The following is a 22,573-nucleotide window of genomic DNA, read 5'->3' on the forward strand; positions in this document are numbered from 1 at the left end:
CGGGCCTCGCGGGCGCGGCCGCTCACGCCGGATCGAGCGGGGCGTGGAGCCGCGTGCCGGGCACGACGATGCCCCCGCGGTCGCCGGGGGTCAGCGAGCCGAAGCGCTCGCGGAACACCCGCGGCAGCGGCCGCGCCCCGGGCGGAGCGAGCCAGAGGCGGAGCAGGTGCCGCTTTCGATCAGGCTCGGGCCAGTCCTCGAAGGCCGTGCGATCGTGGAGCAGCGTGTGGTTGTGCACGAGCTGGATGTCGCCCGGGCGGAGCTCCATGGTCATGTGGAGCGCAGGGTCGTTGGCGAGGGCATCGAACAGGTCGAGCGCCTCGATCTGCCGCGCGGTGAGCGGCGGGACGCCGGGAAAGCGCCGGGCCGATTCGATGTACTGCCGCTGGTAGATGGCGGACAGGAGCCCTGCGTGCCAGCTCAGCACCGGGATGCGGAAATAAGGCTGCTCGCCGGCCGGCACCTCGCCCCGGCGATCGGTCTCGATCGGCGCGAGCAGCGCCTCCGTCAGGTCCGGGCGCGCCCGGCGCATCTCGTTGTACAGCGTGACCGAGCTGACCAGCGCCGAGAGCCCGCCCGCCCTGGCGGTCCGGAGGCAGAGCAGCGCCACGACGTCGCACGAGTCGGTGTGGAAGGTCTGCCGCTCGCGCGTCTGGTAGATGCGCACGCTCGGATCCTGGCTCGACAGGCCGAGGTCCTTCACGTGACCGAGGAGGTGCCCTCGCGCGTTCTGCGAGCGCGCGCTCCCCAGGTGGCTGCCGATGCCGAGGAACGCGATCGCGGCCGCGCGGAGGTCCCCGCTGTCGAGCCACGGGCCGCGCAGCCCGCGGAGCAGGGCGAAGCCGCGGCCGTCGAGCACCTCCGCGAGCACGCGGCGGAGGCGCGCGGCGAGCGACGGCAGCGGGAAGGCCTCCCTGCGGAGGTGCGCCGGATCGGCGCCCGTCTCGGCGAAGCGGCGGACCGCGGCCTCGACCTCCTCGAGCTCCGCCTGGGAGATGTGCTCGATCCAGCCGTCGCTCTGCGCCATCGCGGGGCCGTACCAGGCCGCCGGGCCCGTGATCTGCGCCGGGATCTGCGAGAGGTCGGCGCTCGGTGAGGTCTCTTCGGAGCTCATTCGGCGGTTCAAATCCTTCCTGCCTCGCCGGGTGGGCTCAGGAGGCGCTCGTCCTCGCCGGGCGGCGCGCGCGCAGCGCGGCGTCGGCGCTGAACACCGCGAGCCCGGTCCAGATGAAGGCGAAGCTCACGGCCTGGTCCGTCGTGAACGGCTCGTCATAGACCAGCACGGCCAGCAGGAACTGGCCGCTCGGCGCGAGGTACTGGAGGAAGCCGACGGTGGTCAGCGACAGGCGGCGCGCCGCGTTCGTGAACCAGACGAGCGGCAGGGCCGTGATGATGCCCGTCGCGGCGAGGAGGAGGTGGGTCCGCAGATCGGCGCGGCCCGCGGCGCCTGCGCCCTCGATGTGGAGAGCGGCCAGGTAGGCGGCGCCGAGCGGGGCGATGAACGACGTCTCCAGGGTAGAGCCGGGGAGCGAGCCGACGGCGACGACCTTCCGCAGCAGGCCGTAAACCCCGAACGTGCCGGCCAGGCCCAGGGCGATCCAGGGGACCGAGCCGGCGCGCACCGCCAGGTACACGACGCCCGAGGCGGCGAGGCCGAGCGCGAGCCACTGGGCGGGCCGCAGCCGCTCGCGCAGGAAGAGCATGCCGAGCAGCACGCTGAGCAGCGGGTTGATGAAGTAGCCGAGGCTGGCGTCGAGCACGCGCCCCGCCGCGACGGCGTAGATGAAGAGGACCCAGTTCGCCGACACGAGCGCGCCGGTCGCCGCCATCGCCGCGACGGTGCGCCGGTCGCGCAGGGCCGCGCCGAGCGCGCGGAGCTGCCCCGTGGCCAGCGTGAGCGCCACGAACGCGAGCAGGCTCCACACGGTGCGGTGCGCCAGGACCTCGACCGCGCCGACGTGACGGAGCTGCTTCCAGAAGACGGGGACGACGCCCCAGGAGCTGTAGGCCGCGACGCCGTAGGCGACGCCCCACGCGGCCTCCTGGCGGCTGTCGCGAGCATCTTCGGGCGTGCGCATCGGGGTCGTGCTTCCTCGGTCGCTCGACGCGGCCCGCCGCCCGGCGCCGCCGCTGCGAGGCACCGCTCGCGTTCGATCGGACGGCGAACATGGCGAACCTGCTCGACCATTTCAAGCCCCGCCTGCGCGCGCCGAGCTTGCCGCCTCGCCGCGGGCCGCGTGGCACCCGCGTTGCTGGAGGCGGAGCGCGGCGCTGGAGTCCGCGCCGAGCACAGCGAGGTACCTATGCGAAGTGTCTACGCTCTGGCAGCGTTATGTGCAGCGACGATGGTCGGGTGCATGGAGAGAACGACCGGCGAGGCCGAGCCTGGGGGCGCACACCCCGAGGACATGGGGTTCGTCACCGTCCAGTGGTCCATCGAGGACAAGACCGACGCCGCTCAGTGCAAGGCGCACGGCGCGACCGCGGTCGAGCTGGTCCTCATCAACACGAAGAACAACAAGGTCACGCGGCAGGTGGTCCCCTGCGACCGATTCGACGCGAGCGTGCAGGTCGTCGCCGATGACTATGTCGGGACGATCTCGCTCGTCGACGAGGACGGCAGGCCGGTCGGCGAGCCGTTGGCGGTGGGGCCGTTCGAGGTCTCCGGGTCCGAGTCGACGACGCGCAAGGTCAGCTTCCCCGCCGCCGAGGGGCAGCGCGATACACACCGGCGGCCCGAAAGGTCACGCCGGTAGGCCAGAGGGGGACCGCGCCGCGGGCGCACGAGCCCCGCCGCGTGCGCGCACGGATCGCGCGCCCGCCGCGGCCCCCCGACAGCCCGAGGAGCGCGACCGCGCCACCCTCACGAGGGCGAGGGCGCTCGGTCCCTCGGCGCCCCGCCGGCGGGCGCGCGCCCTTCGATCAGCTTCAGGAGCTTGTCCTTCGTGGTCAGCCCCACGTGACGAGCCACCTCCACGCCCCCGGCGAACGCGACGACCGTCGGGAACGCGCGGATGCCGAGGCGGCGGGCGATCGCCGGGCACCGATCGCCGTCGACGGCGACCACCTTCAGGCGCCCTGCGCCTTCCTCCGCCAGCTTGTGCAGGATCGGCGCGAGCGCGCGGCACGGCGGGCACCACGTGGCGGTGAGCTCGACGAGGACGGGCACCCCGGCCTCCAGCACCTCGGCGTCGAAGCTCGCCTCGTCGATCTCGCGGACAGGATTCGTGGACATGGCGTGAACCTCCATGCCCTGCCAGGTCTCGAGGCCGGCATCCATTACAGCGCGCGCCGTTGTAATGTGGGCGCGGCTCGACACCTGACCTCCTGGACCATGGGCGCCATCAAGGACGCGGACGAACTCCTGAACCATGTGTCGCACCTCGTGCGCTCCGAGCGTTCGGCGCTCGCGGCGCTGGCGCGCGCGGAGGGGGTGACGCCGGAGGACGCGGTCGATTGCGTCCAGGAAGCCCTCTGCACGCTGCTCACGCTCGCGCAGCGGGGCGCGCTCCCGGAGGACGCGGGCGCGTGGGGCGGCGTGCTCGCCGGGATGGTGCGGAACGCCGCGCGCAACCGGCGCCGCCGTCACTTCCGCGCCAGGCCGCACGAGGACGTCGACGCGCACCCCGAGGCCGTGGGGGACGTCCCGGCGACCGACGAGGCGATCGCGCGCGCCGAGGAGCACGTCCGCCTGCGCGCGTGCGTCGAGGAGCTCTGCGAGATCCAGAAGGCCGTCGTGACGCTGCGCATGCTCGAGGAGCAACCCGGAGAGGACGTGGCGCGCGCGCTGGGCATCTCGGCCGGCCACGTCGCGGTGCTCCTGCACCGGGCCAAGCTCGCGCTGCGCGCGTGCATGACGTCGCCGCCCTGAGCGCGCGCCGCCGCGCGCTCTCGCGAGAGCGCGCGCGGGCTTCTGCTATGTCTTGAGCGAGACGCCATGAGCCCTCCCTCGCCAGCCCTGCGCATCCTCGCGCCCGACGAGCCGCCCGCGTTCGAGGTGGTGAACCCCGAGGGCCGCTCCAGCGCGGTCCTGCTCTGCGACCACGCGTCCAACGCGGTTCCGCGGAGCCTCCCCGAGCTGAGCAGGCAAGAGGATGCGCTCCGCGAGCACACGGGCTGGGACATCGGCGCGGCGCGCCTCTCGCGCCGCCTGTCCGCGCTCCTCGACGCGCCGCTCGTCCTCTCCGGCTACTCGCGCCTCGTCATCGACTGCAACCGGCCGCTGGGCTCGCCGACGTCCATCCCCGAGATCAGCTGCGGCGTCCCCATCCCCGGCAACGCCATCGGCGCCGCGGAGGCCAGCGCGCGGGCCGACGCGTGCTTCTGGCCCTACCACCGCGCGATCACCGCGCTCCTCGACGCGCGGCGGGACCGCCGGGAGCGCACGGCGATCCTCAGCATCCACAGCTTCACGCCCTCGATGCTCGGCTTCGACCGGCCCTGGCACGCGGCCGTCCTCTACGGGCGCGACCGCAGGCTCGCCACGCCGTTCCTCGAGGCGCTGCGGCGCGAGCCTGGGCTCTGCGTCGGCGACAACGAGCCCTACCGCGTGACCGACGGCGGAGACTACGGGATCCCCACGCACGGCGAGGCCCGAGGCCTGCCCTGCGTGCTCCTCGAGATCCGCCAGGACGGCCTGATGAGCGACGAGGGGGTGGAGGCCTGGGCCCAGCGCCTCGCGGCGAGCTACCGGGCCATCGAGGCGAGCGGCGTCGATATGAGCGATCTCTCCCCGGGCGTCGCCCCCGTTCGGTGACGTCGTAGGCGGGGGGTCGTGACCGGACGGCGAGGGGTTCGCGCCCCTCGCCGTGGCGGGGAACCTGCGGCCTGGGGTCATTGACAAAAAAAATTGTCAATGATACCCACGGGTGCATGCTCGACGTCGACGTCATCGAGGATCCGGCCGCGGCTGCGGCGGCGCTCGAGCCTGTCAGGAGCCGGCTGCTCTCGGAGCTCTCGGCGCCCGCCTCCGCCGCGACGCTGGCCACGCGCCTCGGGATCGCGCGCCAGAAGATCAACTACCACCTGCGCGCCCTCGAGGCGCATGGGCTCGTGCGCATGGCCGGGACGCGCAAGTGGGGTGGGCTGACGGAGCGGCTGCTCGTCGCGAGCGCGGCTTCTTATGTCGTGTCGCCCGGCGCGCTCGGGCCCGTCGCCGTGGATCCCGAGCGCACAGCAGACCGCCTCTCCGCGAGCTACCTCATCGCCCTCGGCGCGCGCGTCGTGCGCGAGGTCAGCGATCTCCTGCGGCGGTCACGGGAGGCCGACAAGCGCCTGGCGTCGCTGTCGATCGACGCCGAGGTCCGCTTCCGATCCCCGGCGGAGCGCGCCGCCTTCACCGGCGAGCTCACCCGCGCGGTGACGGCGCTCGTCGCGCGTTACCACGACGATTCGGCGCCTGGCGGGCGATCGCACCGCCTGGTGATCGTCTCTCACCCCACACCGAACGAAGCCCCAAGAAAGGAGTCGTCATGCCCGTGAGAAAAGACGCGTCTGGCCGTCGGCACGTCCAGGCCGAGGTCGAGGTCCCCGGCAGCCCCGAAGAGGTGTGGGCGGCCATCGCCACCGGGCCCGGGATCTCGTCGTGGTTCGTGCCGAGCGAGGTCGATGAGCGCGAAGGCGGCGCGACCGTCTCCCACTTCGGCCCGGGCGCGAGCATGGACGCGGTCGCGACCATCACGGCCTGGGATCCGCCTCGCGCGTTCACGGCCGAGGCCCGGGAGGACATGGGACCAGGCGGCCCCAAGGTCGCCACCGAGTGGATCGTGGAGGCGCAGTCCGGCGGGACGTGCGTCGTTCGCGTGGTGCACAGCTGGTTCGCGAGCACCGATGACTGGGACAACCAGTTCGAGGGCCACATGCACGGCTGGGCGGCCTTCTTCCGCATCCTGCGGCTCTATCTCGCCCATTTCCGTGGCCAGCGCTGCGCGGCGTTCCAGCTGATGGGCGCCGGAGCCGAGCCCCGGTCCGCGACATGGGATGCGCTGATCGGCCCGCTCGGGCTCGCTGGCGTGGCGGAGGGCCAGCGGGTGAGCTCCGCCGCAGGCGCGCCGCCGTTCGCGGGTGTGGTCGAGCGCGTCGGGCCGAGCGAGCACCCGGAGCTGCTCCTCCGGCTCGAGGATCCGGCGCCCGGCATCGCCCACCTGTTCGCCCTTCCCATGGCCGGCCAGGTCTTCCTGCCGATCCGCGTGTACCTGTACGGCGACAAGGCTGCTGCCGCGGCGGCGCGCGACGAGCCCGCGTGGCGGGCGTTCATGGCCGAGCGCTTTCCGGGGCCGCCGGCCGGCTGATTCGGGCGGCTCGGAGACCGGCCGCGCGCGATCGAGGCGCGCCTGACGAGGCACCGGCGCCGGACCGGCGGCTCGCTCGAGCACGACCTCGGTGAGCCGGCAGCGGCCCCGCTGCCGTGTCCGCCGATGCGGGGAACGCCCGAGGGGGCGTCGAGGCAGCTTGTCCCATCTGTGACGGCCTGCCGCGGGCGAGCCTCCGCCAGGGCCCGGGAGAGGGGCGATCCGGGACCGGGCACATCGCTGTAAGCAGCCAGATTCACGGCGGTTTCGGGCAGATGCTCGGGGCGGCACCCTTCGTGTATCGCCAGGCCCACGGCAGCGCTCGGCCTTTTCGGGCCGGCGCTCGTTCAACGGGAGTCGATTGGAGGTACCGATGATCCAGGCGAGCAATCCGAGGTGGTGGGATGAGCAGAAGGCCTCCGGTTGGGAGCGCGTGAAGGAAGCGCTGCGCCGCGACTGGGAGCAGACAAAGGCGGACTTCACCGACGACAAGGGGCAGGAGCTCAACCAGGACGTCGGCGACACGGTGAAGCAGGCGCTCGGCAAGCAGCCGATCCCGCCGCGCTACGCGCCGAACAGCGACTGGGACCAGGTCGAGCCGGGGCTGCGCTACGGCTGGGGCGCGGCGAGCCATTACAGCGATCACACCGACTGGGACGATCGGGTCGAGCGCAAGCTCAAGGAGGAGTGGAACGACCTCAAGGGCGGGCGCACCTGGGACGAGGCCAAGAGCGCCGTGCGGCGCGGGTGGGAGTCGGCGCGGCGCAAGCTCTCCTGAGCTGCGCGCGGGCGCCGGATCTGGCCACGGGACGCGGCTGGGCCCCGCAGTGGGCGCCCGGTCCGGTAACGGCGCGGGGGTGCCTCCGCGCCGTTGCGACGCCCAGGGATGGGCCTGCGTCCTCTACCGGCTCACCGGCTCGAGCGCGGGAGCAGCTCCCTCAGCGCGTCGTGTAGGCGGCGGTACGTCACGACGTCGCCGGACGCCACGCCCTCTCGCACGAGATCCCGGGCGACGTCCGGGCCGATGCCGGCGAGCACGCAGGTGCAGCCGAGCAGCCTCACCGCCGTCGCCACCCGCAGGAAGAGCGTGAGCGCGCTCGCCTCCATCCGGTCGAGGCCGGTGACATCGATGACCACCGCGCGCGCCCGCCTGGCCATCACGGCGGCGAGGAGCCGCTCCATCAGGTGCGCGCACCGCTCCTCGTCGACGAAGCCGATCACGGGGACGCAGAGGATCCGGCTCGAGACCTCGAGGATGGGCATGGACAGCGCCCGGATCGCGGCGCGCTGGCTCTCGATGAGGGTCAGCTTCTCGGTGATCTCCCGCTCGTGCGCGAGCTCGCGCGCGTGGGCGAGCTCCTCCTCGGCGCGGGCGCGCGCGAGCGCCTGCGACGCCGCGGGCAGGAGGCGGCGCACCAGGCTGACGTGGCGCGCGTCGAAGAAGGCGCGGTCCGGATGGACCAGCACGAGCAGCGACCGCAGGGCGCCGGCCTGCAGCGGCGCGTGGAGCCCGGAGCCGTAGCGCTCGAGCAGGGGCGCCGGCTGGCGCTGCCACTCGGCGAGCTGGCGGAGGTCGAAGCTGGCCACCGGCCGGCCCTCGAGCGCGCGCGTGAACGCGGGCCCGGCCTCCCACGCGGTCGCCGGCAGGCTCGGATCGGTCGCGACGAGGACGCGGCCGCCCGCCCCCTCACCGAACGCGATCACGAAGCCGGCGGCGGCGCCGAGCCGCTGCGCGGTCGCCTCGACGACGCGCGCCAGCGTCTCCGCGAAGCTGCCCGGCTCCGTGAAGCGCAGGAGCACCTCCGCGAGCCCTTCGGCCTCCAGCCGGAGCGCACGCTCCTCCTCATGCGCGCGTTGCAGCTCGGCGATGGTCTCGCGGGCAGCCTCTTCCATCACACCTCAGGCTCCGAGCAGGATGACGCCGATGGAGAGGTTCGCGTGCTGGTTCTTGCCCCGGGTGAAGCACCCCTGTTCGCCGAAGGTGAACCTGCCGAGGAACGGTGTCGCCCCGAGCGACGCGGTCACCCCCTCGACCACGCGATCGAGCTCGTCGCGCACGGCGAGCATGCACCCCGCGCAGAAGATCACGAGCGCTCCCTGCGCGCGGAACGAGGGCGGCGCGGCCCCCAGCGCGGCGTCGACCACGGAGCGGACCCGGCCGATCACGCTCTCGCGCGATCCCTGCATGAGCACGAGCTCGTCGCCCTCGTTGATGTTCGCGCCGAGCGTCATGGAGTTGTCCTTCTGCACGGTGTCCGGGTGGATGAGCACGAACTGGGGGACCTTGCCGATCCAGCCCGAGGGCCGCCCGAGGGGGTGGAGCGCCGTGTGCTCGAGGATCGTCCCGCCGCCGAGCTGCGCGGAGATCAGGCCGCCGGTCCAGCGGTTGTAGACCTCGGCGGCCGGGAGCCCGTCGATCTCGGGCAGGCGCCGGCCGTCGGCGCGGGCCACGCGACAGCGGTGCTCGGTGGGGGCATAGCCGCTGCTGAACGCATAGGAGATCTCCCTAGACGGGTAGAGGGCGGACAGCAGCACCGCGCCCTCGTGGGCCCGCCCGCGCTCCATGCCGCGACCGTGGCCGCACACGCAGGGCGGTGGCCGGGGCCGGTGTGGAGCCCGCTCGGATCGCGTGCTAGGCGTCAGGCGCTCGCGCCGCCCGCAGGAAAGAGAGCCGCCGTGTCTCACCCCCTCGTCGTCAACGATGCGCTGACCGCTCCGGCGGCGCTCCTCAGCTGGAGCGCCGTGCGCGCGTCAGGGCCCGGCGGTCAGAACGTCAACAAGGTCGCCTCCAAGGTCGAGCTGCGCTTCGACTTCGACGGATGGCCGGAGCTCGCCGACGACGCAAAGGCGAGGTTGCGCGCGCTGGCGCGCGGCCGGCTCGACGCCGAGGGGCGGCTTTTCATCGTGAGCCAGCTAACTCGTGACCAGCTGCGCAACCTGGACGACGCGCGCGAGAAGCTGCGCGCGCTGATCCTGCGCGCGCTCGAGGTGCCGGCGACGCGGAGGCCGACGCGGCCGACGCGGGCGTCGAAGGCGCGGCGGCTCGACGAGAAGCGGCGCACGGGCGAGAAGAAGCACGTGCGCCGCGGCAGGGGGGATCACGAGTGACGGGGCGCGCGGACGCGGCGTCCATCGCTCGCCCGCGCCGCGGCGGCCCTCGCTCAGCGTTTGCGCCGGGAGCCGGCGACGACCTCGGCCGCGGTCGTCGCGATGGCCGCGCGCTTGAGCCATCGCCGTAGCTTGTTCAGATCGTCGCAGCCGGTGATCGCGCGAGCGACCTCGGCCGGCGCCGCGACCCCGCGCGACGCCAGCACCGTGAGGATGGCCTCCTGCGCCATCTTGATCTCGCCGCGCGCCTCGCCCCGCGCTTCGCCGCGGGCCTCACCGCGCGCCTCGCCGCGGGCCTCACCGCGCGCTTCGCCGCGGGCCTCGCCGCGGGCCTCGCCCTCCGCGAGCGCCGCCTCGAGCGCGGGCACGCGCTTGTCGAGCAGCGCGCGGGCTACGGCGTCGTCCGAGGACGCGGCGTCGAGGAGCGACTGGATCGGCAGCGGGCGCACGAGGCAAGGATCCTCGATGACCGCATCCTTCGGCAGGGGGCGCCAGCCGTCGGTCTCACGCGACCATTCCATCACCCGACGCTGCTTCACCAGGATGCAGAACACCCGCCGCACGCCGCGCTCGATCAGCAGGCGCGCCTTGCTGGTCGGGACGGCGAGGGCCTGCTTGTCGCTGACCTCGAAGGCCAGCTCTTCCAGCCGCCGGCGTCCCGCGCGGTCTGGCTTCTGCGCGAAGATGCTGGCGTCGGCCGCATAATCGCTGCCGAGGTCGGTCCGGGTCAGCATGTCGACGGCGCCCCGGTAGCCCTCGGCGACATGGGCGCCGAGGACGTAGGTCAGATCGAAATGCTGCGTCGCGTGCGGCGGATCGGCCGGGGCGGCGTAGACCTCGACGCCGTGGAGGTACTCCACCCGCGTCTCGGGCGGGGCCAGCCGGTCATCGACGTGCGGGCGCGCCCTGCCGGCCGGGGGCGCGTGGGCCGTGCGACCGGACGCGCCGGCGCCCGGAGCGAGGAGGACGTGATCGTGCCTGCGCATGGCCTCCACCATAGCGCAGCCAGCGACCGGCGGGGATCGCGGCGCCGGCGTGCTCGCGCGGGCGCGCGTGGATCACGCGCTCGCCTTCAGACAGCCCAGCTCGTAAAGCCCCATCCACCCGACCTCCGGGTCCGTGCAGGCGCCCTCCCTGAGCTGCTCCACGAAGTCCGCGATGGGCTTCTCTACCACGTCGATGAACTCCGTCTCATCCAGCGCTTGCGCCCCGTGGCGCACGCAATCCACGGCCAGGAACGCATGTCGTTCGATGGTCGAGTAAGCGCACTCCAGCGGCCGGCCGAGCGGCAGGAGCCGTCCTGCGACATACCCTGTCTCCTCGAGCAGCTCGCGCGCCGCCGCCTCCTCCGGGGCCTCCCCCGGCTCGACGCCGCCCCCGGGGAGCTCGTCGAGGATCCGATCGGGCCCCGGCCTGTACTGGCGCGCCAGGATCACCCTCTTCTCGCGGGAGATGGCGAGGACGCAGACGACTCGCCCCTCTTTCTTGAGCGAGAACGTGCGGACCTGTCCGTCCGGAAGCTCGAAGGCGACATCCTCGATCCTCCGCCACGGCGAGTGCTGGATCACGCGCCGCTCCAATGCCTTCCACCGCACGACCGTCATGATCAACCCACCTCGGCGCCGCGGCCGCTCCGGCGCCCGCGCGGAGGGGAGAGGAGCACGGGCGGCCGCACGGCGAGAGCACGGCTACCAGGCGCGACGGCGGACATCAAGAGCAAGAGGGCGGGTGCGAAGGTCCTCCCGGGCGGCGCCGCCGCGACATCGAGCGAGCGCGGCCCCGCGGCTCGGCGGCTCGGTGCAGGCGGCGCGCGCGGTCAAGATATTGGCGCCTTCGGTCAAGGACGACACGCGCGCTCGGCATCATCTTTCTTCGCATGACCTACATCGTTCCGAGCCAAGAGCAGGCGCACGCGGGACTGCGTGCCATCAAGGTCGTCCTTACCTCGGCCGGCCCCCTCGACGGGTCGCGACGCGACGCGATCGCCGCGGTGCAGCGGCACCTCCTCCACACCGACGTCGACATCGACGCGCTCGCTCCGATAGCGCCCGAGGAGCTGGCGCGCGCCGTCGAGCACCCCGCGCTGCGCGAGCAGCTCGTCAACGGTCTCTGCGCCATGACCCTGTGCGGCGAGCGCGTCGACGAGCGCGAGCTGCTCGAGGTCGAGCGCTTCGCCGCGGCGCTCGGGGCGCGGCCGGACGCGGTCCGCCAGCTGCACCGCCTCTACGAGCGGCAGCTGCTCCTCCTGCGCATCGATATCAGCCGGAGCTCGCTGCTCGGCAAGAACGTGCGGCGCATGCTCGATGAAGGCGGCCTCTACGGGCTCGCCCGGAACGTCGCGAGCTTCGCGGGCATCCTGGAGAACGAGCCAGTCGCGGCGCGCTACCGCGCCCTGGAGGCGTACGGGGAGGGCACCCTCGGCAAGGCGCTCTTCATCTTCTATCGAGAGAACGGCTTCTCGTTCCCCGGCGAGAAGCGCGGCGTGCCCGAGGGCGTGCTCACCCACGATCTGAGCCACATCATCGCCGGTTACGGCACGGACCTGCGCGGGGAGGCGATGACGATCGCCTTCCAGGCGGGGTATCGCCGCGAGAACCCGTTCGGTATCCTCGTGTTCTTGCTGGTGCAGCTCCAGCAAGGCGTCCAGCTCACCGTGCTCGCGCCATCGCAGCAGGGGATGCTCGCGACGCCCGGGCTCGCCGACGAGCTCGTGCGATCGTTCGTTCGCGGGACGAAGATGAACATCGACCTGATGGACGACTGGGACTTCTGGTCCGACATGGCGGTCGATCTCGAGGAGCTGCGCCGCCGTTACGGTGTCGTCCCCTGGGAGGCCGCTGCATGACCCGGGTCGTCCGCCGAGGCCGCAGGCGGCCGCCGTCGAGGACGACGAGCCATGGGCGCGTCGGAGGCGCGGGACCGAGCACCCACGCGCGTGCGCGGGACGTCAGCCCATCGACGCGACGGCCGGCCGGTGGGGCCGAGCCGACGCCGCGAGATCACTTCTCGACGAACACGAGGTCGAGGAGATCGTGCTTGAGCCGGACATAGCCGTTGACCGTCTCCACGAGCTCGCTCAGCGACGTCTCGAAGCCGACCGACTCGAGGAGCACCCGATCGTTCTCGGGGCGCGGACCCGAGTCGCGCGCCCTCATCCACTCCTCGATCGTGCCGTCGAACCCGGACTTGATGTAATCGACGCATCTGCGAAAGAGCTTCGGCAAGATCAGCGCGCCGGCCGGGACGGCGACGTCCTCGATCTCGCTCAACCAGAACTGATCCGTGCTGTCGGCCGCCCATACCCCCCTTCTGTGCCGCTTGGCCTCGGTGGCCGCCGTCCGGACGTAGCGACGGAGCTTCTTCGGCATCGAGGTGTAGAAGGTCGTGTAAGCGTGGCCGCTCGTCACCATCGCGTAGTTGGACGACTGCTCGACGGCCTGGACCGAGGGCGCGAGCTCCGCGCCGTCGCTCAACGGGGCGAGGACCTCGGCGTCCTCTCGAAAGACGTACGATATGGGCCTGCCGTTCGCGTCCGCGCCGTCGGTGATGATCGCGCCCCGGACAGGAGCGTTCTCGTCGACGACGACCTTCTGTCCGGACCATTCGATCTTGCGTAAATCGTACCCGAGCGTCTCCAGCAGCGCGTTGCGCGCCGCCTCCCCGAGCGGCTGCGCGTACTTCGGGCCGTAGTGCGTCTCGGGCGCGTCGATCCCCTCCAGCCGGAGCTGGATGCTCCCATCGTGCTCGTTGAACCGCATGCGATGATACCGGTACAGGTCGTCGAACAGCAGCGCGTCGTCCGGTACGAAACGGATGCTGTCGCCGTCGGGCTCTTTGCCCAGGATCAGGAACTGCCCTCGGATCAGCTTGGAAATCATCTTTCCCTCCACGGCCGGCGCCGCCGGAGCCGGTCCGAATGCGCGCTGAGGGTACCCAGCTCACGGCAGCGGGATCGGCCACAGGATCGCGACAGGACTGTGTAGCTCGGCGCGCGCGCCGCGTCGGACCGGATCTCGGGCGATCTCCGGCGAGCCCGCCGCCGGATCGCGCCTGCGACGTATCAGGCCGCCGCGCGCCGCGCGGCGCCCGGCGTCCCGGGGGCCGCGCCAGCGCGCGCGGCGAGCCCGGGGCGAGCGCCGTTCACCCGCCGAAGCCGCCGGCCGCCGCCTTCGAGAACGACGCGCCGCCCTGGCTGGCGCGCACCGCCGACTGGGAGAACAGCGCGAACGCCTTGCGGATGTCCGCCGCGTCGCTCTTCGGCGTCAGGATCCAGCGGTCCTCGATCCCCATGTCGCGGAAGACGGCGCGGAAGTCGGTGTTCCCGTCGTCGATCCCGATCGCAGCGACGATGTGCGCCTCGGCGCGCCGCATGTCGCGGACGAGCGCGTTCACGTCCTTGGCCTTCGCCCAGGTCGAGCCCGCGTCGGCGCCGTCCGAGATGATCAGCGTGACCGTGCGCGCCGGGACGCCGCTCAGCGCGAACTCCTGCGCCTTCGCGATCACCGTCCCGAGCAGCACCACCGTCTGATCGTAGAGGGGCGTGCCGAGCATCGGGTCGTAGTTCTTCGTGTCCATCTTCACGGCCTGGGCGATTGGGCAGTACGGATACAGCACCGTCCCGTTCAGGTAGCGGTTGTGCGCCAGGATGGAGTCGCGCTGCTTGGAGTCGGCGAGGGCGCCCACCACGAGGTTGTGCCCGTCGCGCACCGACGGGGCGTTGCCCGCGAATTTGATGGAGCCCGAGTCGTCGGGCATCACCGTGACCAGCACCACCTCCGACGACGCGACGTCGTCCACCTGCACGCCGAAGCCGGCCTGGATCTGCGCGCCCAGGTCGGTGATGTGCAGCGCCTGCATCGCCTCGGGCGAGAGCGCGCCCTCGTCCCGCGCCGCCTCGAAGAGCTGCTCGATGTCGAGCGAGCCATTGCCTTTCATCCGGTCCTCGTCCTCTCTGTTCTTGCTCATCGGATCCTCCAAGGTCATGCGCCCAGGCACGCGATCGGGTCGGTGCTCTTCACGAGGTTCATGCCGGCGGCGGCGAAGCGGGCGAGCGCCTTGTCCGCCTCGGCGGTGAAGTCGACGGCAAAGCCCCCCTTGCCGTCAGGCACGGTGACCGACGACATGCAGTCGGTCATCACGTAGATCTTCTTGGCGAGCGCGCGGTCGGTGAGCGCGATCTCCGTCAAGATGTCCTCGATCGAGCTGCGGACACAGTGGCTCGCCGCCTGGCCGGCGATGATCACCGCGTCCGCGTGCAGCAGCGTCCTCAGGAAGCCCGTGCTCCGCTGCGCGAGCGGCTGGCCGTCGTGCCGCGTCAGCACCTCGGGCTGCATCACCGAGTAGTTCTCGGTGAGCGGGTTGCCGCCCTTGACCTCCACCCACGACTGCACCCCGCGCGCGAAGGCGTGGAACATCCGCGCCTCGTGCACGACGCCCGCGAGGGCGTGGCCGTCGCTCCCGAGGATGCAGTGCGGCGGCCACAGGTAGAGCTTGTATTTGCCCGCCTTCTCGAGCTCCTCGCAGTAGTACCGGACCTGCTTCATGAGCCACGGGTAGCTCCCGCCGCAAAGCCACTTCGCCACCGCGGGGTTCGGCCGCACCTCCCCCGCGTCGATCTGCGCCGTCGTGATCTCGCGGTGCGCGCTCAGCGGGCGGTCCTCGCGATCGACCCAGAAGGCCGGGAAGAAGATCTGGTAAGCAAAGTGGGTATCCATCGTGACCGTGATGTTCGTGATGGCCGCGAGGTTCTTGTAGATGAACTCGGCGATGCGGCGGCTGTCGTCGACCGCGCCCGCGCCGCTCCTGCCGGCGACGTAGAGCGAGCCCTGCGGGAAGCAGAAGTCCTTCTGCACGTCGATGAGCAGGAGGTGGACGTTCTGCGCGTCCGCGGCCGACGGCTTCACGCCGTGCGCCTTCCGCCACGCGGCGGCGGCGCCGTGCAGCGCCTCCTCGTTGGGGTGAAAGCCCCACCGCTCGGCGTTCTTGGGATCATAGAAGGCAGGCAGGGGGAGCTCTGTCGTTTTCATTGTCTCTCTCCTCTCGAGCGGCCCGCCAGGGCGGGCCGTCAGCTCAGCGTGGATTCACGAGATGCGAAGCTTTGTGATCGTCTGTGCGTCGACGACGAACAGGCCATCAGGGCCGACGAGCAGCCGGGAAGCCTGGGTGACGAACGGCTCGGTGCCCGGGAACTGCCGCGTCTCGACGAGCGCGCCCCCGCGGACCTCGACGCGGACGACGCCGGTGTCGGTCGCCGAGAGCAGGAACCCGGAGGCCGCGCACTTGCCCGTGAGCGCGCCGAGCCAGGAGCCGCCTTCCGCGTCGCCGTCGGCGACCGCCTCGACCGCGCCGTCCTCGCGCACGACGACGCACCGGTGCACGGTCCGGCCGGCCTGCTCGGCGGCGAGGAACAGCCATGCTCGCCCGCCGCTGGCGCGCCCGCGGCCGTCGTCGGGGCGCCCGCGGCCGTGGTTGGAAGAAGCGCTCGGGCCGGCGTCGAACACGCACGTCGCCGCGGTGAGCTTGCCGCCGGGGAAAGGCAGCTTGACCGTGTCCTTGAGGCCGGGCCGCTCGGCGTCGAAGACGAACGCGATCGAGACGTTCCCGGCGCGGTAGAAGCCGAGCCCGAAGCAGGGGCCCACCCAGAACATCGTTTGCCCGGCGAGGACGTCGCCCATCGGGACGGGGCCCGCCTCGCCCGAGAGCGCGGCGGCGCCCGGCTTTCCGCTGCGCAGGAGCTGCCCGCCGCACGTCCAGTAGCGCGCGCGCTCGTTGACGTCGAAGATGGGCCGCGTCCCCACGCAGTCCACCTGGATCCGCTCGGGCGCGGCGCCGGGCGAGAGCACCACGAGATCACCGCCCCGGCCGATCAACGTCGCCTTCCCGTGCACCGCGAAGCGCGTCGCGGGGTGCGGCGCGCCGGACATCACGACGGACCCGTCCTCCCGCAGGAAGCGGCCGCCCTCGTTCACGAGGTACGAGAGCCCGCCCGGGCCGAGGGACGCCGCGAGGATCACGCCGCGCGTGCTCAGGAGCCGCGTCGCCAGCACCTCGCCGTGCACGACCGTCGACTCCTTCACGGCGGCTGGCGCGGCGCCCGCGCAGGCCGGGCAAGCAGGGCGCGCGTGCTCGACGCCGCACGAAGGGCACCTCGTCCAGGCGAGCGCGTCGAGCAGCCGGCGCGGGAACACGCCGCGCCGGTCCTCGACGAAGGTGCGGTAGAGCGCGTCCAGGAGATCGTCCGGCAGGACGCGGTACGGGATGGCCGGCTTCGGATACCGCACCTCGCGGTCGAACACGGTGATGCGGCGCAGCGGCCTCGCGCTCTCGGGCACGCGCGCCGACGCCGACCGCGGCCGGAAGACGCCGCCATAAGGCCCCACGCAGAGCAGGCTCTGCATGACCATCACGGCGAACGCGTACCAGTCGGAGTCCTGCGAATACGGCCTCGACAGGAGCGGCCGGGGGAGGGAAGGGTCACAGAGGAGCGGATCGACGAAGCGCTCCGTGAACACCTGGCAGAGGTACGGGCCGAACTGGAAGCTGTCCGCGTCGATGACGAACGCCTCGCCGCCGAGGACGAGGACGTTGAGATCGTTGAAGTCGCCGATCACCACGCCGCGGTCGTGGAGCGCAGTGACGGTCCGGTGGAGCCCCGCGAGCACCCCGGAGACCGCGGCCGACGAGAGCCCGGCGTGGCGCATCGACGGCTCGCCGTACCTGAGCAGCGGCTCGGCGCCGCGCACGAGCCGCATGGCGTATCCCACGATGCGCTTCCGCGGTTTGTCGGTCGCGAGCTCGACGGGCGAGATCACCCGGTCGGGCAGCGCCTGAGGAAAGGCGCGCAGCTTGTCCTGGTGGCGCTCGATGCGGACCTCTGCTGCGCGCTGCTCGGCGTCCTGCCCGGCGTAATCCGGGTGATCCGGCGTCTTCCAGACCTTGAGCGCGCGGCCGTCGCCGAGGTCGAACACGTCCGCCTCCCCGCCCTTGCCGATGGAGGCCCGGGGGTCGAGCCGAACCCGCTTTGAACCAAGATAGACGTCCACCTTTGCCTCCTCCGGGCGCACCGAGCGCCACGTTGTCCCCTCGCGAGCCCGCGCAGGGCCGCGCGTCAGTCGCGGGCGCTCTGCGCCCTCCGCACGACGATCACCGTCGTGTCGTCGCGCAGCAGCCCGCCCTCGCGCTCCAGCCGCTGTTCCTTCCACACGGGCCGCGTCACCGATCGGTTGATGAGCGCGAGCCGCCGCCTCACCGCGTCGGGGTTCCGGAAATAACGGTCGTCCTCCCAGAAGCGCGACAGCGGCCCGACCTCGCCGCCGGCCGGGATCTGCCTGGACGACGGCTCGAGCAGATCGAGCGCGCCGTCGGTCCCGAGCAGCAGAGTCCGGATCGCGCTCGACGGGAAGGCGCGGTGCACGGTGAAGCGCGGCGCCTCGCCGCCGGGCGGGCGATCGAGCAGGCCATACGCGAGGTACGGGGGCTCGTCCCTCGGGAAGGGGCCGAGCCGCAGGAGCTCGTCGCCGATCGCGATGAGGCCGTCGCCCAGGGAGAACGCGCACGCCTTGTCCCCGGAGATCGCGAGGCCGACCACGGTGAAGAGGAAGAAGGTCGACACGACCTCGGAGAGGCTCCCGCCCATGGCGCTGGCCATCACCCGGAGCGGCGCGAGCGCCCCGCGCCGCACCTCTTCCCACGTCGCGGGCGAATCGACCTCTCCGCCGCGCCGGAGCGCGCCGAGGACCTGATCGGTCACGAGCCGCGCCCCGAGCGCGGCGCCCACCTCGCTGCGCGCGCCGCTGCCGCAGCCGTCGCAGACCACCGCGGCGAGACAGCCGCCCTCGGCCCGGAAGGCATACGCGTCCTGGTTGGGCCGCCCCGCGGCGAGGTGGTCGGTCCCGGTCACCGTGCCACCGGCGACCTCGAAGGCCGAGCCACCTCCCATGTCAGCCATGAAAGCGACGTCGCGACGCATGGAGCTCCCTTCCGCGCCCGGCGAGGGCGCGCTGCGGCCGGACCCGGGCAGACGGAGGCCGGGGCGCGCGGTCCTCCCGGCGCCGGAGCTCCACCGTCCGCTCGGCGGCGAACGCCGGCCGTCAGCGCCCGCGTGGCGAGCGCCCGGCCGTTCGTGTATCTTACACACTAATCTTAGTGTCCGTTGTACACAATGTCAACCCGTCGCCGCCCGGCCGGCCTCGCGTGGGGCGCGCTCTGCGATGGGCGCGCGAGCCCCCGGGCGCCGCGCGCTGGCGCGCCGGCGTCCGCGCGTGTACGAGTCGCGACGCCCCATGGGCCCGCTACGAGCGCTCGCCGCGCGCCCGAGGTCGATTGGCGGAGCTCGCGGGCGCCGCCGGCCCCGCCTCAGATCTCGAAGCTGAAGCCGTCCTTCTCGAGCCGCTCGTATTTCCGACGGTCGAACCGGTAGAGCCGCGCCGCGCGGTGCGCGACGTCCTGCTCGACCTCGTCGAGCTCCACGAGCAGCCCGGTGCCGAGCACCTTCTTGCGGAAGTTGCGTTTGTCGAGCGGGCGCTCGAGGATCGCCTCGTAGAGCCGCTGGAGCTGCGACAGCGTGAACTTCGGCGGCAGGAGCTCGAAGCCGATCGGCCGGTATCGCACCTTGCCCTTGAGCCGCTCCAGCGCTACCGCGAGGATCTCGTCGTGATCGAAGGCGAGCGCCGGGGCGTCGTCCACCGCGAACCACGCCGCCTCGCGCGCGTCGGTCGCGGCCTTGACCCGGTGATCCCCGAGCTTCACCAGCGCGTAGTACGCCACCGAGACCACGCGCTCGCGCGGGTCGCGCCCGAGGGCGCCGAACGTGTAGAGCTGCTCCAGGAACACGCCGGAGAGCCCCGTCTCCTCCGCGAGCTCCCGCCGCGCGGCGTCGTCCAGCGCCTCGCCGATGCGCACGAAGCCGCCCGGCAGCGCCCACTTGCCGCGGAACGGCTCGAGCTCCCGCTGGATGAGCAGGATCTTGAGGGCCCCGTCGTCGAGGCCGAACACGGCGCAATCCACCGTCAACGCCGGCCGCGGGTGCTCGTAGGAGACGGACATTCAAACCTCTCAGTGGGATCGGCGCGCGGATGTTTGTGTATGGCAGACACCATGTCAATCGCGCGCCGCGTGGAGCGCGGCTCCTCCGAGTCAGCGGGAAGGGGCGGAGGCCCTCCACACCTGCGTTGGACCGAAATGTCCAGCGTCCGTGGAGCGGCAATACAGGCGGCCTCGACAGACGGTGCGATGTTGCCCGCATGACGAGCCCATCAAAACGTCATCGATGGACCGACGACCCCTCGACGGCCAGCGCGCGTGCGCGGTAGAAGGCTCCCATGAAGGAGGACGCGGGGTCGATCGCGGCGGGGGAAGATACGCGGGAGGAGCTCGAGGCGAAGCTCCGTGAGGCGCAGCTGCTCCTCCGCGCCATCCTCGACCACGTTCCGATCACCGTGTGCAAGTACGACCGCGCGGGCGTCTTCACGTTCCACGACGGCAGGGGGCTCGAGGCCGTCGGCGTGAAGCCGGGGCAGCTCCTCGGAGCGAACGTGCTCGAGCTCTTCGCGAACGAGCCGGAGACGCTGGAGACCAACCGGCAGGCGCTCGCGGGGAAAGGCGCGTACAACGTCTACGAGGCGTACGGCGCCGCCTGGGAGTCATGGCACGTCCCGGTGCGCGATGGCAGCGGGGAGCCCGACGGCATGATCACCGTCAGCCTGGACGGCTCGGCGGCGAAGCGGCGAGAGCAGGAGCTCCGCTCGAAGATCGAGCTCATCGAGACGCAGCAGGAGGTCATCCGCGATCTCTCGACGCCCATCATCGAGGTCTGGGACAAGGTGTTGACCCTCCCCATGGTGGGCGTGGTGGACAGCCTGAGGATCTCCGAGGCGATGGACAACCTGCTTTCGGCGATCGTGGAGAAGGACGCCCGGTTCGCGATCCTCGACCTCACCGGCGTCGACGCCGTCGACACGCGGACGGCCGGGTACCTCATCGAGATGATCAAGGCCATCCGGCTCCTGGGCGCGGAGGGCATCGTCACGGGGATCCGGGCGAACGTGGCGCAGACGATGATCGCGCTCGGACTCGACCTCACCGGCGTCACGACCGTCGGCAACCTCCGCGCCGGCCTCAAGCTCTGCATGCGGCGCATGGCCGCGGCGGACGCGGGGGTCGGGCGGGTCGAGGCGGCCAGCGCGCCAGCGAAATAGCGGCGCTCGGCAGGCGCGGCGCGGGCGCGCCCCCCGGTCGGGCAGCGGCGGTTCAGCGATGGATCACGACGCGCGTGGACGGGTCGTTGCGCGTGGCCTGGACCGCGTACCACCCCTCCGGCACGGACGGCTCGGTCCAGTAAAAGAGCCATTTCGCGTCGATGGGCGAGAGGTTCACGCACCCGCCGCTCTGCCCGTCACCCCACCGATCGTGCCAGTACGCCGCGTGCAGGAGGTACTTGCTGAAGAAGTGCTGGCTCCACGGCACCTCCGCCTCGATCCAGTCGTCGGCGTCGACGTGGGGTGTGATGAGCGTCTTCGTCACCCATTTGCGGCCGATGCTGTACTGGCCGAGCGGGGTCGTGGAAGGCGGCACGAGCGGCTCGGTCTTCTCCGGCTCTTCGGCCCCGTTGCGCCCGGCCGAGATGAGCGTCGCGAACACGGGGCGATCGTCCTCGTAGGCGATGAGCCAGCCGTCGAGGGCGGCGATCTCGACCCATGTGTTCCTGGGCGCGTCGGCCGGCGCCGGCGCCGAAGCCGGCTCGCCGGCGAGCTGGATCGGGCGTCCCCACGGGTTCCGCGCCTTCCGCGGCCGGACCACCACCGCGTCTCGTTCGAGGACCCAGTGCCCGTCGTCGCGGGTCTCGAGATAGGTGAGCTCGCCGGCCCGCTTCGATCGGCCCGTGAGCCCGACCCGGTCGAGGCGCTCCCACACGGCGTCGGTCTTGGCGGGCTGGCCTCCCTCCGTGAGGCGGTACTTGGGGCGTGCCTTGCGGCGAAAGAAGGCGATCGGGAGGCGTGCCTCGGCGCCGAGGTACACCCCCTGGAAGGTGGTGGGCTCGTACGGCTTGACCTTGTCCTTCGGTACGAACGTCAGATCCGATGTCCAGAGCCATGTCTTCCCGCCGGCCTCGACCTCGTCGGTCCAGGCGACCGACGAGCGAGGGCGGACCTCGAGGTGCCGCAGATCGTGGATCTCCTCGGGCCACGCCGGCGCGTCGAAGCCGTCCAACCGCAAGAGGCGCTTGAGGCCGAGCGACTCGCCGTACCGGTACGGGAGCGGCCGATCGACGAGCGGGGCATGGGGGATCAGCGCCTGGCGCACGGGATCGGCCGTGTCCAGGGTGGCGCGCTTGCCGTCGACGCAGACGTAGCCGCGCGGCTCCACGGCGTAGAACGCCGGGCAGCCGCCGGCGCCGCGGATGGGCTCGACGCTCTTCAGGCGGACCGAGCTGCCGATCGAGAGCATGCCGATCCACTGGGCCTTCGGCCGCGGCGCGGACCGGATCCACACCTCGCGGCCCTTGGAGTACACGCGCGCGGCTCGCGCCCGCGCCGCCTCCACCTCCGCGGCCGGCGCGGGCGACGTCGAGGCGGCCAGCGCCTCCGGCGACGGCTCTGGCGCTGGCACGGCGGGCGCCCTGGAGGCCGCGGGCGCGATGGAGGGCGAGGGCTCCGCGACCGCCACGCCCGCGCTCGCGGCCGCGTCGGCGCGCGAGCCGGCATCGTGCCGCGACGGCGTGCACCCGAGCCAGAGGGCGCCGAGGGCAACGAACCACGAGCGGCCGGACATAGGCACGAGACCCTAGCACGCCGAGCCCGCCCGGTGGAACGACGTGCCAGGCTGGGTGAGGGCGCTCGAGGCGCGGGCGGCGAGCGGGCTTATCGGGTGATCTGCGGCGATTGCGGCGATGGCGTCCGGTCGCCACGATTTCGATCGCCGCGGGTGTCACGCTCGCCCCCGCTCGCGCCTAGAGCCGAGGAAGGCCGGCAAGGACAGCTGGCCGGAGCAGACAAGGAGAGATCCCATGCGTCGTTGGCTCAAGGTGACCCTGTTCGCGGCCGTCCTCGCAATCCCGGCGGCGGCCTATGCTGGCACGCACCTCGCGGGCGGCTGTCCGTGCGCGGACTGCCCGTGCCCGGACTGCCCCTGCGGCTGAGGACCCAGCGCCCTTGGAACCGCGCGCGCGATCGCTGCTC

The 22,573-nt window shown here is 72.2% G+C and carries 24 protein-coding genes; 10 read left to right on the forward strand and 14 right to left on the reverse strand.

Translation table 11 applies throughout. From position 1 onward, the window contains the following. Positions 1 to 22 precede the first annotated feature (22 nt). Together WME90_RS11960 and rarD are read right to left on the reverse strand one after the other, a co-directional pair. A complete protein-coding gene (locus WME90_RS11960) occupies positions 23 to 1,114 on the reverse strand; it encodes a TauD/TfdA family dioxygenase (protein WP_437281228.1) in 1,092 nt (363 codons plus the stop codon). A gap of 37 nt (positions 1,115 to 1,151) precedes the next feature. After that, on the reverse strand, positions 1,152 to 2,078 hold the full coding sequence (gene rarD, locus WME90_RS11965) for an EamA family transporter RarD (protein WP_437281229.1): 927 nt from the start codon (positions 2,076 to 2,078) through the stop codon (positions 1,152 to 1,154). Between the two features lie 279 nt (positions 2,079 to 2,357). On the opposite strand from rarD, the gene WME90_RS11970 reads away from it, so the two are divergent. Next, a complete protein-coding gene (locus WME90_RS11970; protein ID WP_437281230.1) occupies positions 2,358 to 2,756 on the forward strand; it encodes a hypothetical protein in 399 nt (132 codons plus the stop codon). Between the two features lie 107 nt (positions 2,757 to 2,863). Here WME90_RS11970 and WME90_RS11975 read toward each other — a convergent pair whose 3' ends face one another. Then, complete coding sequence (locus tag WME90_RS11975) at positions 2,864 to 3,235, reverse strand: thioredoxin family protein (protein ID WP_437281231.1); 372 nt, start codon at positions 3,233 to 3,235, stop codon at positions 2,864 to 2,866. 3 nt (positions 3,236 to 3,238) lie between these two features. Here WME90_RS11975 and WME90_RS11980 point away from each other — a divergent pair, with 3 nt between their 5' ends. From WME90_RS11980 to WME90_RS12000, 5 genes are all read left to right on the forward strand, one after another. Further along, positions 3,239 to 3,871: an RNA polymerase sigma factor gene (locus tag WME90_RS11980; RefSeq protein ID WP_437281232.1), complete on the forward strand. Its 633-nt coding sequence runs from the start codon at positions 3,239 to 3,241 to the stop codon at positions 3,869 to 3,871. Between the two features lie 66 nt (positions 3,872 to 3,937). After that, on the forward strand, positions 3,938 to 4,756 hold the full coding sequence (locus WME90_RS11985) for an N-formylglutamate amidohydrolase (protein ID WP_437281233.1): 819 nt from the start codon (positions 3,938 to 3,940) through the stop codon (positions 4,754 to 4,756). Between the two features lie 116 nt (positions 4,757 to 4,872). Continuing rightward, positions 4,873 to 5,481, forward strand: coding sequence for an ArsR/SmtB family transcription factor (locus WME90_RS11990; RefSeq protein WP_437281234.1), 609 nt, complete (start codon positions 4,873 to 4,875; stop codon positions 5,479 to 5,481). Then, complete coding sequence (locus tag WME90_RS11995; protein WP_437281235.1) at positions 5,472 to 6,290, forward strand: SRPBCC family protein; 819 nt, start codon at positions 5,472 to 5,474, stop codon at positions 6,288 to 6,290. Before WME90_RS11990 ends, WME90_RS11995 begins: the two co-directional genes overlap by 10 nt. A gap of 373 nt (positions 6,291 to 6,663) precedes the next feature. Then, a complete protein-coding gene (locus WME90_RS12000) occupies positions 6,664 to 7,068 on the forward strand; it encodes a hypothetical protein (RefSeq protein WP_437281236.1) in 405 nt (134 codons plus the stop codon). A 131-nt stretch (positions 7,069 to 7,199) separates the two neighbouring features. On the opposite strand, the gene WME90_RS12005 is transcribed toward WME90_RS12000, so the two are convergent. Continuing rightward, complete coding sequence (locus tag WME90_RS12005) at positions 7,200 to 8,183, reverse strand: STAS domain-containing protein (RefSeq protein ID WP_437281237.1); 984 nt, start codon at positions 8,181 to 8,183, stop codon at positions 7,200 to 7,202. A gap of 6 nt (positions 8,184 to 8,189) precedes the next feature. After that, positions 8,190 to 8,855: an FIST signal transduction protein gene (locus WME90_RS12010; protein WP_437281238.1), complete on the reverse strand. Its 666-nt coding sequence runs from the start codon at positions 8,853 to 8,855 to the stop codon at positions 8,190 to 8,192. 111 nt (positions 8,856 to 8,966) lie between these two features. Here WME90_RS12010 and arfB point away from each other — a divergent pair, with 111 nt between their 5' ends. Next, entirely contained in the window at positions 8,967 to 9,398 is a 432-nt protein-coding gene (gene arfB, locus WME90_RS12015) for an alternative ribosome rescue aminoacyl-tRNA hydrolase ArfB (RefSeq protein WP_437281239.1), read from the forward strand. A 53-nt stretch (positions 9,399 to 9,451) separates the two neighbouring features. Here the strand turns inward: arfB and WME90_RS12020 are convergent, their stop codons facing one another. Both WME90_RS12020 and WME90_RS12025 read right to left on the reverse strand, forming a co-directional pair. Further along, a complete protein-coding gene (locus WME90_RS12020) occupies positions 9,452 to 10,384 on the reverse strand; it encodes a Uma2 family endonuclease (RefSeq protein WP_437281240.1) in 933 nt (310 codons plus the stop codon). Positions 10,385 to 10,456: 72 nt separating this feature from the next. Further along, on the reverse strand, positions 10,457 to 11,002 hold the full coding sequence (locus WME90_RS12025) for an NUDIX hydrolase (protein WP_437281241.1): 546 nt from the start codon (positions 11,000 to 11,002) through the stop codon (positions 10,457 to 10,459). A gap of 272 nt (positions 11,003 to 11,274) precedes the next feature. On the opposite strand from WME90_RS12025, the gene WME90_RS12030 reads away from it, so the two are divergent. Continuing rightward, positions 11,275 to 12,243, forward strand: coding sequence for a hypothetical protein (locus WME90_RS12030; protein ID WP_437281242.1), 969 nt, complete (start codon positions 11,275 to 11,277; stop codon positions 12,241 to 12,243). 154 nt (positions 12,244 to 12,397) lie between these two features. On the opposite strand, the gene WME90_RS12035 is transcribed toward WME90_RS12030, so the two are convergent. From WME90_RS12035 to WME90_RS12060, 6 genes are all read right to left on the reverse strand, one after another. Continuing rightward, positions 12,398 to 13,276 carry a thermonuclease family protein gene (locus tag WME90_RS12035; RefSeq protein WP_437281243.1) on the reverse strand — a complete coding sequence of 293 codons (879 nt, stop codon included), beginning with the start codon at positions 13,274 to 13,276 and terminating at the stop codon, positions 12,398 to 12,400. Between the two features lie 262 nt (positions 13,277 to 13,538). Beyond that, positions 13,539 to 14,363 (reverse strand): hypothetical protein, encoded by an 825-nt coding sequence (locus WME90_RS12040; RefSeq protein WP_437281244.1) that lies wholly within the window; start codon positions 14,361 to 14,363, stop codon positions 13,539 to 13,541. Between the two features lie 14 nt (positions 14,364 to 14,377). Continuing rightward, positions 14,378 to 15,424, reverse strand: coding sequence for a nicotinamidase (locus tag WME90_RS12045; RefSeq protein WP_437281245.1), 1,047 nt, complete (start codon positions 15,422 to 15,424; stop codon positions 14,378 to 14,380). 54 nt (positions 15,425 to 15,478) lie between these two features. Continuing rightward, positions 15,479 to 17,440, reverse strand: coding sequence for a hypothetical protein (locus WME90_RS12050; protein ID WP_437281246.1), 1,962 nt, complete (start codon positions 17,438 to 17,440; stop codon positions 15,479 to 15,481). A gap of 65 nt (positions 17,441 to 17,505) precedes the next feature. After that, entirely contained in the window at positions 17,506 to 18,345 is an 840-nt protein-coding gene (locus tag WME90_RS12055; RefSeq protein WP_437281247.1) for a protein phosphatase 2C domain-containing protein, read from the reverse strand. A 407-nt stretch (positions 18,346 to 18,752) separates the two neighbouring features. Beyond that, positions 18,753 to 19,442: an NUDIX hydrolase gene (locus tag WME90_RS12060; RefSeq protein WP_437281248.1), complete on the reverse strand. Its 690-nt coding sequence runs from the start codon at positions 19,440 to 19,442 to the stop codon at positions 18,753 to 18,755. Positions 19,443 to 19,717: 275 nt separating this feature from the next. On the opposite strand from WME90_RS12060, the gene WME90_RS12065 reads away from it, so the two are divergent. After that, positions 19,718 to 20,593, forward strand: coding sequence for an STAS domain-containing protein (locus WME90_RS12065; RefSeq protein WP_437281249.1), 876 nt, complete (start codon positions 19,718 to 19,720; stop codon positions 20,591 to 20,593). Positions 20,594 to 20,645: 52 nt separating this feature from the next. Here WME90_RS12065 and WME90_RS12070 read toward each other — a convergent pair whose 3' ends face one another. Beyond that, positions 20,646 to 22,166, reverse strand: coding sequence for a L,D-transpeptidase (locus WME90_RS12070; protein ID WP_437281250.1), 1,521 nt, complete (start codon positions 22,164 to 22,166; stop codon positions 20,646 to 20,648). A 235-nt stretch (positions 22,167 to 22,401) separates the two neighbouring features. Here WME90_RS12070 and WME90_RS12075 point away from each other — a divergent pair, with 235 nt between their 5' ends. Next, positions 22,402 to 22,533: a hypothetical protein gene (locus WME90_RS12075; RefSeq protein ID WP_437281251.1), complete on the forward strand. Its 132-nt coding sequence runs from the start codon at positions 22,402 to 22,404 to the stop codon at positions 22,531 to 22,533. The last annotated feature ends 40 nt before the right edge of the window (positions 22,534 to 22,573 follow it).

The organism is Sorangium sp. So ce375 (assembly GCF_051473855.1).
Taxonomy (GTDB): domain Bacteria; phylum Myxococcota_A; class Polyangia; order Polyangiales; family Polyangiaceae; genus Sorangium.